Origin of the sequence: Bacillus alveayuensis (assembly GCA_030812955.1) — a bacterium.
In the GTDB taxonomy this organism is placed as follows: domain Bacteria; phylum Bacillota; class Bacilli; order Bacillales; family Aeribacillaceae; genus Bacillus_CB; species Bacillus_CB alveayuensis.
The window spans coordinates 43,569-57,613 of record JAUSTR010000013.1 but is presented as its reverse complement, the minus strand read 5'-3'; the positions used below and the strand labels follow the sequence as shown (position 1 = coordinate 57,613).

Sequence of the window (14,045 nt, the reverse complement as noted above, 5' to 3'; positions counted from 1 at the left end):
AAATCCGGAACAATCCGCAAAAATTTTGCACATTATTTCCGAATCCGCCTGAAATAATTTGAAAAAGGGATTCTGAAATAATGTGCTAATTTACACTTCGTCTACAAGTGCATCACTCATTTCCTCTAAGCTCTCAAATTCGTGCAACTGGGCTACCAATAAAAGTTTAATATAGGCTTCTGTTGTAAGCTTTTTTGTGTAATAGTCCTGTTTCAATTCTTTGACTTGTTCAGTAAGTTTTTGAATATTTATGGGTGAAACCCATTTACCAAATGATGAAATTAGTGTATTCTTGTCCATATCGGTTTTCCTTTACGATTGGATTTGGACAGGAACCACCTGTACTTCCATTGTAAAGGATTTTTTTGTTTCGAAATCAATAAAAAAATTGAACATTCTTAGTATTTTGAATCATCAGATTTAATTACTGCAATGCTAGTGTGTACTTATATAATCTACAAATTGAGAATGTAAATAAATTTTTTGAGTGATAAGATTACCTCCCTCCACCTTTAAATCGACATTTTTCCCCTACACCAAAAGTCCTTTTTCTTTATCCTAACTAATCCCCGTGAAAAATATTGTCAAATCATGTCGTGAGAACAACAAAAAAAACAGAAGCCCTACAACTTCTGTCGTAAATGAATTATTAACGGCTTAGTGCCCGCAGCATAAATAGTTTCACATCTTTCTTTGGTCTGATGAATTCAATATTTGTACCGATTGCTTAAAAATGTTTGCAGACAAAGTCAATTTTCGCTCTTTCTTCTGGACGTAAAAATTCTTCAATTCCCGTGCCTTTCGTTTCAAGAACGAAGTACAGTTTTCTTCACCATCTTTGTCAATGGCAAGCGCCCATTCAGGATTATTGTATAAATCAAACTCGATTTTTGAACATATTTAAAAGGCTCCTGCTGCTATAAAAAGAACGTCAATTTATTTGCATGTTTGATTCACCTATTGAGAGTTTAAGTTGGATTTATATAGTCAAAAAACTTTCTCTTAATTCTTCAACAATTGCTTTTGAGTCTTATCTTGTAAAAATTGTTCAGATGTTCCAGAGTACAAGCGCATTTTCCTCATCTACTACTTTAGTTCATCATATTTTTTCTTTGAACCAAACGCTTTTTCAATCGGATACTTTTTTTCATTTTTCTCCATTTTATTGATGATTGCTTCTTCTAAATCAATGCCTAATTCATGTGACAACAAAAGTGCGTAAATAACAATATCAGCTAGTTCATCCTTAATATTTTCAAAATTAGCTTGAACTGCTTCTTCGCTTGTTTTCCATTGGAAATTTTCCAGCAATTCCCCCGCTTCTAACGTCAAGGAAATTGCTAAATCTTTTGGATTATGAAACTGCCTCCAATTGCGAGCATCTCGAAATGCGATCATTTTTTGCTGTAAGTGTTTCAATGTGATCCCCTCTGAACTTTTATTATTAAGAATTTAGAACGTGTTGCAAAACTCATAAATATGCATAAATGAACGCAAAAAATCCACCATCTTGGAAATCATACACCTTGACCCAAGATATACTTCCGAGGAATAACCTCTCTTCAAAACAGATGGCTAAATCACATCTTTTCAATAACATCAAAAAATTGTTCCAATGTTTCTAATTCTAACTTTTGAACCAAATCAATAAACTCACTATATAATAAGCTATAAATGCTACTGATGCTTTCAATTTCATATTGTAATGCTTCTTCAATTGCTGCAGATTGTGTTCCGATTAGTAATTGTCTTTGTTTCTCGATCGGGTACCCTTTTTCTTTCATGAACATAAGAATATTTTTGATTTGTTGAATAAATAATGGAGAACTTTCTAACCACCCATTAACTCGCTCTTGCCAGTTATAGTTTTGCGGTTGATGTTCTTCCGGTTGACTTCCCTCAAATAACTGCTTTAATGCGTAGTATAACACTTTTAACTCCTCTTCTGAAAGAGTAACACCTTTTCCCATTTTCGCATGTGAAGCATCCCAATCTCTTATATCATATTTTGGAGGATAACCGTTCCAACTAATAAGGTTTAGTTCTTTACTCCATCCTTTAGATGAGCCAGATAATGTTGCAATTTGTTTTTTGATTTCAAACTGAATCTTTGACAAAAGACTCCCTCCTATTTTGAATAAATGCTTGAATCAAAGCCAACTGCATCATAATCTTCTTTATAAAAATTTCTTATAAATGGTGAAATACTTCTGAAATTTTTACCAGTATACATCAATTGTACTTCTTTTTTCGCTCGAGTAATGGCCACGTAAAGAACTTTCTTTTCGTCATTTAAAATAGTGTCGTAGTCGGCATTGTAGCTGTCACTATTCTTATTATCACCGGCTCTTTTATCTAATTCTTCTATCCTCTTTTTACTTGGATAATGATTCCGGTCAAAATGAATTAAAAATACATAATCAAATTCAAGACCTTTCACGCTAAATGCATCTGTAAAAAAGATTGGCTTTTTTTGCTTATTTAGGTCAAATCTTTTTCCATATTGAGAGGTAGTAACGACATCAAAATTTCGATTTAATTCACCAAAGACAGGACATTGATAGATACCATGTTTATCTGCATCGTGGCGGTGAATGACAGCAATCGTCGAATCCGGATCGTTTTTCTGAATCGTTTTAATTTGCTTTACTAGATGATGATTTAATTCTTTTGAATGCTGAAAATAATAAATAGAAGGTTTTTTTCCTTCTCTAACAAAACGTTGATCATCGAAGCGGTCATTTTCTTCATCAAGAAACTGTAAACTGCTTGCTAGCTTCATTATTTGTTTCGTTGATCGATAGTTTGTTCGCAAATTTCGAGTTTTTCTCCCTTCGATATGCAAGCCTAATTCCCGATAAGAAAATGGGCTTCGTTTATAAATGCGCTGCTTAGGATCGCCGGAAACAACAATGGATTTTTTAACGAGTCCTACTAACGCCTTCAACTGCATTGCCTGCAAATCCTGTACCTCATCTACAAAAATATAGTCATACTTCAATGATTCTGGAATATCTTCATAATGTTTAAGTAACAACAAAGCATAATCTTCTAAATCCAAATGATCATGAAACTGTTTTTTTAATAGTTCATGGTATTTCTCATATAATTTGAAAATAGTCCGTCGTTGTTCTTTTGTTAATCGCGGATTATTCCCTCTCCCCACACGTTCACAATTATAATAAGATTCTTCTGTAATAAAACCATTGGCCTTCATCCATAGAATCTCATCCATTAAAAATGTACCAGCATGTGTTTTATAAAGTTTTTGTTCTGGCGGTAGCTTTTTATATTCTTCACTTTCCATAAAAGAATCGACAAGCGCAATGGTGCGGCGTGTAATAGCATCCTCATAACGCCGCAAATTTTCGAGATTGATTCGTAAAAACTCCGCATTTTTAAAGCCGATTTCCCGTAAAGTTTCCGCTGCCATATTATGAAAAGTTTTCATATGAAGAGTATGTTTTTCTTTGATTTCATGAAATTTATGCGATTGCTCTATTCTTTTTCTAGCATCTTCAATTAAAGTCGTATTAAATGAACAATACAAAATTCGCTTTGGTTCATTTTCCTGCTCCATGACTTTTAATAGTTTATAAAGCAGAGTCAGACTTTTGCCGCTACCAGCCGAACCGTTAATTAACATTTGATCCTCTTCTTGCTGTACAACAGAAATTTGTTCAGGACTTAACGTAATGTTCGGCAATAGACCATGTGCATCAAAATAATTTTGCCATGCTCTTGCCGATTTTTTGGCGAAGTCTAAACGTTTTCTATGGAGATTAGCTGTCATTTGCATCGACGACATACTCACCATCCTTACAAACATGGAGGAATGGACACATACGACAGTGCTGTCCGCTTCTAGCTGCTATTTCCTTTATTCTAACACTTGTCAGAAATCCATTTATATGCTCATCTACTTTAAATGTGTCGTGATCATATTGGTGTTTTGCTTTCCAATTTTTCGTTACAATATATTTACTTCCTAAACGTTGAAGTCGCTTCATCGCTTTTGGATAATAAATATTTTGATACGATTTATAGGTCCTTAAACCTGAACTATACGATGTATCTAACAAATTTTGCTTATGCGCGTTTGTCCATTGCGGAAATAAAGGAAATATCGTTTCTCTAAATAACTTTTCTCCATCGCCTTGTTCAGCAAGAAGTTTTCCAATAATCGAAAATACTTGCTGTTGATGGAAGTCACTTTCATATACAGGATGGTGTTCGGCAAATGAATTTAAAAAGAATTTTCGCTGGCAAAAATCACTGTCCAACCACAACAAATCAGGGATATTTCGCAGTGGTTCTACCGGTATTTCCTCTTGTGTGATGACAGGTTCTTCCCAACTAAACTCTTCTATTTGCTCTTCCAAAGTCACTTCCTCTTGCTTATATAATTCTTCTAATATCGTGAAATAAATACTTGGACCATCGTTTTCTCGCAAATCTCTGATATAACTAAAAGTAATTTGTCCATTGCCATAAGCAAGAAGATGATATATCGAATATAGAGCTGTATTTCTTGCTACATTTCGTGAATAATAGTCGACTAAAAGAGCAGTAATCCTAATATTTTGGTTAGAAGCAATAAACGAGTAACGAATACATTCTTTTAACCAAGTATGGGTTAAGAGACTTGGTAACCCGGGAGATTTCCAAGGGAATGTTTTAAACGATAGCCTCGTTACATGAATGTTTTCTGCACTCAAAGTCTTACCTACTAACTGATCAAAGTTCAAAATCTTATTTTCTTGTTCTTCGCTGGAACCTAAATAAAAAGTAAGCAACTGGTATAACTCTTCTTTTGCAAACTCCCAATGATCAGGAATATGAATCGAAAATAGCTTTTCCATTTTTTCTCGAGCATTTGGCTCCCACTGATCTCTAACAGTTACGTAAAATTTATTTAGCTCTTTTAAATATTCCCGGACATTTTTCTTTTCCCTTTGCGCTAATAAAAGCCGATTCACTTTTCGAGCTAAATCTTTTGTACATTCGATTAACTGCTTCACCGTGATTTGATACCTAGACTGATGCACATATGGAAAACTCCGAAACGGATTACTCAAATAACGCTTTAACCGATGGCGCCCTACCTGTTCTTTTGCCACTTCATCAAATACCTGGCTTACCTCTTGAAGATACACTAATGACTGTAGACGCTCCATTATATCTTGGAAATTTTCAACCCCGTCCATATAATCACGTAAATCAACTAACAATGTCAATGCTTGTGTGCCATTGATGTTCCCATACTGTACCCATCCGGATATCATCATGTTTACATAATCATCATACGTTAAGAAAATACCTGCCTCCGTTTTTTTGCAATTTTGTAGAGAAAGAAAAAACTTCCCATAACGACTTGCATAAAAGTGATTACTTTTCGTACGATCCGTATAAATGTTTAAATCTTCTTCATAAATGGCAAATACTTCGTTTTTATCCTTCACAATTGGATTTTTTTCGAGATACTCTTTAAACTTAGTTGGATGGTCAAAAGACAAAAAACGAATGTTATCTAATTGGTCTTCTTGATTTTGAAAACATTTATCCAAGTATTGGGCAAAATTCGTCCCCCGATTAGGCTGAGAGCTTTCAACACATTCCCAATGGCTATCATCACATCCACTAATCCATTTATAAATTTCACGCCATGTTTTATAAACATCTGGCGCATTCGGATTGAATGGAATATAAAAGACAACATTTAATCCAATTTGTTCAAACAAATAAAACATCATCATCCTTAAAGCATCAATGTAATCAAAATGATGGATACAAACGGTATGAATTTCAGTGTCTATGTTACATTTTTCAGCTATTTTTCCTTTTGTAAGATTTGCTCGCTCTTGCAAATAGCTTACTATGACAGGATCGTTTCTCAATTTTTCCAGCATCGTAATGAGAAATTTTTGTTCCTCATTTAACTGTATATCCGGAATTTGAAATAATCTTAATAGCACCATCTCTATTAAAAAGCGGATAGATAAATAAAAATCGCGTATTCTTTTCTCAAAGTAAGCCATTTTTCCCTGCGGCACATTTTTGTAAATATATTCACGAATCGTAGAGAGCAAATATACCTCAGTATGAGGATGATACCAATCAGAAAACAGTCTCTCTACAAAAGATTTATAACCGAAAACTTGGTTAGAAGATCCATTCAAATTCCGTAAATAATCAGCAAAAGCCGCACTTTGGGTAAGATGTATTTCCCCTTGATTAATCTTAAAACTTTCGTAAAACTTTTTTGTATGCTGGTAATACTTCACTTTAAACAACCAACATCTCCCCACTTTCTAGCAAGTCGCTCCAACACTGAGCCTGGTGTGGATTCATTTGTGAGAAACTGTTCGTATAAACTGCTTTTCTTGCACGCGTTAAGGCTACGTATAATAACCGAGCTTCTTCAGCAATTGTCTCCATCTTTTCTGAACCAACATATTCATGATAGTAATTATTTTCGAACTCAAAATCATTCCAATGAACTCTATATCCCATTTTCCATTGCGAACTATTTGGAACTAAGATTAAATCCGTTTTCCCCTGCTTAATAAAGGCGCTTTGTGTCAATGGCATTAATATATAGTCAAACTCCAATCCCTTTGCTTTGTGAACGGTCATTACTTTAATTCGATGACTGACATTGCTTTCTAGTTTTAGTTCGTTTTCCGTTGTATCTGTGGCCATTTTAATAGATAAAAATTTTTCAAGATCATATAAGGAAGCTTGGAAATCGCCAAATTCTTTTTTTAATAAATAAATGAGACGATCTAAATTCATTTTGTATTCTTTCATTTTTGCAATGGCTTCCTTTTTTTGCATTTCAATATCTCCGTCAGGAAACCGGGTTCTCAACTGACCATAATAGCGAAGTCGAAATACTTCATGTGGTTGTACTATGTCAATAATTTTTTGAAGCACAGCAATCGTTGATGCCGTATTCCACTCATATTCCGGATCGTCTAAGCGATCGAATGTCACTAATAAATCCAGAACGAAAGGCTTTTCTGGTGTATAAGCAGATAAAACTTTAGCAATAGTGAGCTCATTCTCCCCGTAGGAACTTTGGTGAAATAAATAACGATCTTTCGGAACCTTTGGGTGAGTCAGTCTTCGGAGCAACAAATAAAATTCCCTCACTGGCAATGAACGGTAAAAAGCACCTGACAAGGTTGCTTCACAAAAGAATCCTAGATTCTCAATTTTCTCCACCATCTCAAACACTTCACGGTTAGAACGAACTAATACGGCAACATTCTCATTATACAAACGACGAAGCAAATATTTTAACGCTGTATCATCCATATGTAAGGTAACTAATCCTTCTTGGCAGCTTTCCTCTTGTACAGGAATAAGCTTGTCCGTACCGTCAAACTGAAACTTTTCAACGACTTTTGTCCATTTTTGAAATAAGACGTTAAATTGTTTTAATAATGTTGGTGTGGAGCGATAGTTCTTTCGTAGTGAATATTCTTTATATTCTTGATTCGCTGTTTTTAGTTGCTGTTGCAATTGACGAAATGCCGTATAATCTGCTCCGCGGAAACGATAAATACTTTGCTTAATATCCCCGACCGCAAACAACTGACAACGATACTTTTCTACCAACCAACTGACAAACGCTACTTGAGACTCATCGGTATCTTGAAATTCGTCGACAAATAAATAACGGATCGAAAGTCTTAATTGGTCAGAAGGAAGATCCTTCAGCAATACTAGACGGCTTATTAAATCGCTTATTTCTAATGTTTCTTCCACCTTTTTCTGTTCATCAAGTTCTTGAATGGCACGCTTAATCACATAATTTGCAAATTCATGAAATCCATGTATATCTATTCCAAAGTCGAGCCGTTGAATACTTTCAACCGGGATCGATTTATTATGTATCTGTTCAATCATATCCGTAAATGAACGGATGATTTGATAGTGAGGGATTTTCCGAAAACGTTCGTATATCTCCGGACACTCAACAGAAAATTGATCAATATATTTTTCGATGAGCTTCCTCCGTTCATGCTTGTAACTTCTCACCTGCATGGATCGTGAAAATCCTAATGCTTGTCCTTCCGTTACTAGGAATCCTTTCGCAAACGAGTGGATGGTTCCGATAAACATATCGCCTGCTTCTTCCATCCACGCTAAATATTTTTTATCTTTTGTAAGATCGTAATAATTTTTGAGCTGTTGCAATAGCTTTGAGCGCATATGGGTTGCCGCTTCGTTTGTAAACGTTATCATAACAACCGTACGCAAATCGAGACTAGGTTCCATATGCTTTAGAAACATAATTCGATTTATCATCGTCGTGGTTTTTCCCGTACCCGCTCCTGCTTTAACAATACAATGTCCTACGTCATATGTATGTTCAAGTTGGTATTGCTCTTTGTTAAAAGTACTATTTTGCTCAAGATAATCGAATAATGGAGAATCATTTATTTGACCATCTTCCATTATCATAAATGTATTTTCCCATTCCGATGAATAACGGACAACCGAGACATTCAATAATTCTTTCTTATTTGCTTCTCTTAGAACCGGATCCTCAAGCAATTCTTCCGGATCATCAAATGTAAGAAAATAAACCTTTTGTCCATTTTTAATATATTGATAAAGTTCATCTGTTGTTGTTTGTTGAATATCAGGAGAAAATATGAGCACTGAATATTTAGCCTTGTTCATTTATCACACACTCCTATAACTCCGTACAAAAATAATTATAACTCTATTTTATACAAAAATGGTAAATTAGTTCTAGAAGGTTAGTTCTGGTAAAATTACATTTATTGACTTTACAAGTACAGTGATCGTGCTTTTAATGACTTACGCCAATTAGCAAAAGTTTTATAAAAAGCAGAAGCCCTTCCAAAAAAGAAAGGCTTCTGTCTCTTTCATCTCGTTATTGTACCTTTTTAAGACGCTACTTCATTACTAATTACTCATTTGGTCTCCAAAACGATAATCCGCCTCAAGCATCTTATTCGTGTACCATTCAGCAAACTCTTCATCTTCCATAAACTACTGGTACATTTCGAATTGATCAAACATATAATCTTGAAAGACTTTTTCCAAGATACGTCGGAATGTAATTTTAGCATTTTGGCGATCCGAGTATTTTTTTCGTGTTTTGGTATTCTTCGTGTGCTACTACTTGTCGAGGTAGCTCTTCAAGCATAAATTTACTTACTGAATCGTTTTCCGTTATGTTTTTACCGAACTTTTCGTTAAAATCACGTACAATTTCACTTAGGTATTCCATTTTCGGGTCTGTAATAGCACCTACCAACGTTAGCCGAAGATGGATCTAATACAACATCACCTTCTAATTGAATATGCTTCTTCTCATTTTGCTCGAGACGGTTACTGTCAAGGTCCACTGCATTTAATACACCCTCAACCAAATCGTCTTGCGTTAACTTCAGTAATTTTCGGGTGGCGACACCGAACCCAAGAACAATTAGTTAGAGAAGGAAAATGACAGATTGGATGGAATCCTTCAAAAACTAAAAGAGTATCATCCCCATCATCCGCAAGAAAAAGAATTTCCTTAAAGAAAGGCTCTTTTTATCTTTATTTTTCCATCATATTATCGATAGAAGCCCATGTTTCCTTGTCGATAAACCGATCCGCTTCTTCTCGAAACTGTGCTTCCAACTTTTCTTGACGTATCCGTTTTTCTGTCTCTTCTTTGATATTATCTAATATATCTACAATTCCCTTTCCTTCAAAAAAGAGATTAATTCCTTCGAAATGTAACCAATATCCTCTTGGTTTATCGTCGTCGTATTTGAAGCATAGATGTAGTAGTTGTTCTTCGATAAATCCATTTTCTATCGTAAAACGATCTTCAAATTCCAAGTTGATGTATCCTCCTGGAACATGAAATTGAATACCGTTATAAATGGGAACGCATCTTTCCACCTTCAAGTTGAAAGTAAACTATTCTTACAAAATTTACATAAATTATAGCAAAAAAATACTATTCTAATCTATTTTATTTGAAATTCTCAATTGAAAAAACTCATCCCTCCCCCATAGGTTCGGAATGAGTTTTAGTAATCACTTCTTTCACTTTTTAAAAAACAAATATTTCCTTTTTCATCGCTCTCTCTTCAATAATCTCGCAATCTTGAACGACATAAATGTACACTTTCTTCAAAATATCTTCTAAATCTTCAAGGTGTTCTTCGGATGGCATATAGTTTGGATCGTTCGTTAGGATGATATAGCGTTCTTCGCCGTTAAAGCGTTCGCTGTAAAAGTCGACTAATGCTAGGCAATCAAACATTTTTATGTTTATCCGTCCGTTTGCTTTTTCGTATTTTTCTACTACATCTTTATAGTCAATCGTCATGACTCGTTTACTGCGGCCTGTAGGGGCAAGTTGTAAAGAAAGAATTTTCTTTGGTGGTTTCATACTAATATTCTTTTGGCAACGAATAATGTTCAAACGTTCTTCTTTCTTCATATCTAAGTCAATTAAATGAGCGTTCATTTGATTAATAAGAGCACTATTTCGATTGTCTATGTTTTCTTGTTGATATTTTTCTAGCTTCTCTAGTGTGTTGCGATATTGTTCATTAAAAGATTTCTCTAGGAATGCCAGAAGCTTATCTAATTGTTTTTGACGGTTGGCTTGAACTTGATCTCTAATTAAAGATGAGTGCTTTAGAACATTTCCCATGCATTCGTTTGATGCATGATCACTTAATTCAATAACATTTTCGTAAAAATGACCAGCAAATAGCCAGTATGGATCTAATGCAATGATTTCGCCATTTTCGCGTTTAGCTAGATGAATAAAATGGTTCTCAAGCTCTTTTCCCGTTCCATCTACGATACTAATATTGTATACCTCAACCATCAATGGTTCAGGAACATCATAAGTGACTAAATATCTTCCCCAAGAACGCTTTTCATTTTCTTTTTTCATTAAGTCCATGCTTAATTTAAAAATTGGATGGTCACTATTTAATAACGCCACTTCTTCAGATTCATATTCACGTATACCCGTAAAACGGTAACTTTCTCCTTGATAACGAGCTAATTCAGGCAGGCTGTCTCGAATAAATTTTGGTAAACGTTCAATACGTTTTACTTTGCCATCGTTTGTATCATAGACCCGGACTTTTTTCTTTTCTAAAATGTACGTTGCTAAATCTGTATATGCCCGAATTGGAATGCGTTTTACTGTCAAATCATTTTGTTCACGTTTTAAAATTGATAAATTGAGCGGATCTTCAACCATTCTTTCTTCTTGCATGAGCTTCAATAACTTTTGATGCTCTTCCGACAATGTTTTTTCCATATTGGCAATAACATCATCCAGACGTTCCCGGTTTAAAATTGCTTCCTGCATTAAGTCGGCTAAACTATCAAACTTATCTTCTAAAACTTCACCAATAAAATCATAAACTAAATCAGATCCTAAGTCTTCTTTCATATGCTCCATTTTTTCAAGCAGACGAATCATGACACTACCTTCACGAGTATTTTGCGCTACTAAGTTAAATACGAACACTTCGTTCTTTTGCCCGATACGATGAATGCGCCCCATTCGCTGTTCTAATTTATTTGGATTCCAAGGGATATCATAGTTAATCATTTGATTACAAAACTGGAGATTGATCGATTCTCCACCAGCATCAGTTGCGAGCATAATTTGACACTCGTTTCGGAAAAGTTCAACTTGTCTTCTGCGCTCATCCATTGAAAAACTACCAACAATTTTCGCGATTTTTGGTACATGCTCAAGAAGCTTTCTTTCTAAATAATTCAATGTGTCTGTAGACTCCGTAAAAATGAGAATCTTCTCATTTTGCTGAAGCAGTCCATTTGTTCCAAACAACGTTTTCTCTAATTCTTGATACTTTTTCTCTACCGCGTATAACTTAAGATTTTCCGCTTATTTCGATTAACTTCTTTAAAACTATAATTTCCTTTTTTAATTCGATCGTATCAACGGAATCTACAGATTGTTCCAGCTGTTTCTCAATCAGTTCTTGTTGCTCGCTCGCCTATTCTAAATAATTCTCCAACTCAATATGTCCTAATTTTTTAATATACTTTTTCCTTTCTTGCTCTGTTTGCCTGTATAACTGGACTAAACGTTTATATCTTCGTTTAAGGGATAAATGAATCGCTTCCAAAAACGAACTTAGACGACGTTGCAGGAGCATCATCGCAAATGCAGTACTATTACTTCCATTGCTTATCGCTCGGTTAAAATGCTCTCTTACATATTGCGTTACCGCATCATATAAGGCTAGCTCTTCGTCTGTCAAAGTATATTTAATTGTTTTCGTCGTTCGTTTTGGAAATAGCGGTGTTCCGTCAAAGTATTTCATACTTTCTTTCAAACGGCGAATGATGAATGGGTTCGTTTTTTCACGTAAACTTTCATTCCCGCTTATATTCGAGAAAATATCTTCATCGATTAATTTCATTAAATGGCGGAAATTCTCCATATCACCTTTATGTGGAGTAGCAGTCAGCAACAAACAATGCGGTGCCTTACGTAATATCGACTCACCTAATTGATAAAGTTTTGTTCTTGAAGTGCGTTTTTTTATCGTTCCGTGTGTATACGCTGCCATTTTATGCGCTTCGTCAACGATAATTAAATCAAACTCCGCTTCTTGAATTAATAGTTTAATATCTTCCCACGCAGCCCAATACATAGAAGCTAAGCATAAATCGTTGGCGACAAACGGATTTTTTCCGCCGTATTCCTTTAACACATTTCGATTAATAATATGAAAATGTTCGTTAAACTTTTCTAACAATTCTTCTTGCCATTGTCTCACTACTAAAGGAGGAACTAAAATTAGAATACGTTCCACACTATATCTAGCTTTTAATTCTTTGATTAGCATCCCAGACATAATCGTTTTACCAGCACCTGGATCATCAGCAAGTAAAAAACGAATTTGTGGGACTTGAAGCATTCTGCCGTAAACTGCTTCAATTTGGTGCGGTAATGGTAATAATTTTTTGTTCCCTAATGCTCTTGTTCGCGAGTACTTAGCCTCATTGTGTAGCATTAAATATTGTAAATACCGCTGAATATCAATCGCTTGAACACTGGTTTCGCTTTTATTTTCCTTTAAACTTTTTAAATCTGTTAATTTCTCTTTCTCCAGCATAAGCTCATAAAATTGATTTGTTTCTCGCCCGATGGCTTCGATAATATAGAACTCACCGAATAATTCACAACGCTTAATTTCAACACTTTCTGGGAAATGTGTCCCATAAACGATTTCGCCAATGTTAAACATCATACACCCTCCACGGAAAACAATAGGAACCTAATCATGATCACAAAGACAGTTCGACTGTCACCATATCGACTCCTTGTCTATTTATACGAAACTGATGATTATTTCGTAACTCTGTCGCACTTATCTCAAATGAAAACGGAAAGAATAAAGCATGATTATGAAGCAGGTCAATAGGCATGCCTGTAACATTCGTTGCTCGTAAAATCACTTCTGTAATAAATGGATTAAGATCCGTTGATGTTATTGACATTTTTGAGCCTAACTTATATGAACGACTTTTTAACAGATCGACTATTCCCCACGTTTTTATACTTGTTAATACCGCACTTGTTGCTACTTCGACACGTCTACGATCTCCGTACAACTCCTTCATTTTTCTTCCGATTACGGCGCTTGGAACTTCATCTTGCAAACGAAGCAGCCTTCCTAGTTCCTGTACCAAGTCTTTAAAAAATGGATAAGCAAGAATCGTCATTCCCCAATGAACCAATAATCGTTCTTCTTTTGTCAAATGAGGGAACATTTCGAGTGCTTTGTCTCGTAATGCAATAATCTCCTCATCTACTAAATACCAAATTTTCATTAACATCGTGATGGCGTTCTTTCTAGATTTCGCCCCGAGAATATCACTCCGTAAAAAATAATCTAAAACTTCATACATTTCCTTTCTTGATAATTTCCTCGCTTCATTCGCAGTAAAATCTAAATGATGTAACATTATTTTCTGATCAAATCCTACTGGTTTAACCATTT

7 protein-coding genes and 3 pseudogenes are annotated in these 14,045 nt (G+C 35.0%); all 10 read right to left on the bottom strand.

What is annotated here, in order from left to right; genetic code table 11:
* Positions 1-90: 90 nt before the first annotated feature.
* Positions 91-300: a DUF4372 domain-containing protein gene (locus J2S06_RS12055; RefSeq protein WP_419152467.1), complete on the bottom strand. Its 210-nt coding sequence runs from the start codon at positions 298-300 to the stop codon at positions 91-93.
* Positions 301-649: 349 nt separating this feature from the next.
* A pseudogene (locus tag J2S06_RS12050) lies at positions 650-867 on the bottom strand (restriction endonuclease); the annotation flags it as partial.
* 219 nt (positions 868-1,086) lie between these two features.
* Positions 1,087-1,398 (bottom strand): nucleotide pyrophosphohydrolase, encoded by a 312-nt coding sequence (locus J2S06_RS12045; protein ID WP_419152471.1) that lies wholly within the window; start codon positions 1,396-1,398, stop codon positions 1,087-1,089.
* Between the two features lie 512 nt (positions 1,399-1,910).
* Positions 1,911-2,117 (bottom strand): annotated as a pseudogene (locus J2S06_RS12040) (YdbC family protein); the annotation flags it as partial.
* 11 nt (positions 2,118-2,128) lie between these two features.
* Positions 2,129-3,808 (bottom strand): UvrD-helicase domain-containing protein, encoded by a 1,680-nt coding sequence (locus J2S06_RS12035; RefSeq protein ID WP_419152466.1) that lies wholly within the window; start codon positions 3,806-3,808, stop codon positions 2,129-2,131.
* Positions 3,783-6,284, bottom strand: coding sequence for a hypothetical protein (locus J2S06_RS12030; protein ID WP_419152470.1), 2,502 nt, complete (start codon positions 6,282-6,284; stop codon positions 3,783-3,785). Before J2S06_RS12030 ends, J2S06_RS12035 begins: the two co-directional genes overlap by 26 nt.
* 1 nt (position 6,285) lies before the next feature.
* Positions 6,286-8,694 (bottom strand): UvrD-helicase domain-containing protein, encoded by a 2,409-nt coding sequence (locus J2S06_RS12025; RefSeq protein ID WP_419152465.1) that lies wholly within the window; start codon positions 8,692-8,694, stop codon positions 6,286-6,288.
* A gap of 888 nt (positions 8,695-9,582) precedes the next feature.
* Positions 9,583-9,870, bottom strand: coding sequence for a hypothetical protein (locus J2S06_RS12020; protein WP_419152464.1), 288 nt, complete (start codon positions 9,868-9,870; stop codon positions 9,583-9,585).
* A gap of 217 nt (positions 9,871-10,087) precedes the next feature.
* Positions 10,088-13,289: pseudogene (locus J2S06_RS12015) on the bottom strand (DEAD/DEAH box helicase).
* A 40-nt stretch (positions 13,290-13,329) separates the two neighbouring features.
* The gene (locus J2S06_RS12010) at positions 13,330-14,043 is read right to left on the bottom strand and encodes a hypothetical protein (RefSeq protein ID WP_419152463.1); all 714 of its coding nucleotides are present in this window, start codon (positions 14,041-14,043) and stop codon (positions 13,330-13,332) included.
* Positions 14,044-14,045: the final 2 nt, after the last annotated feature.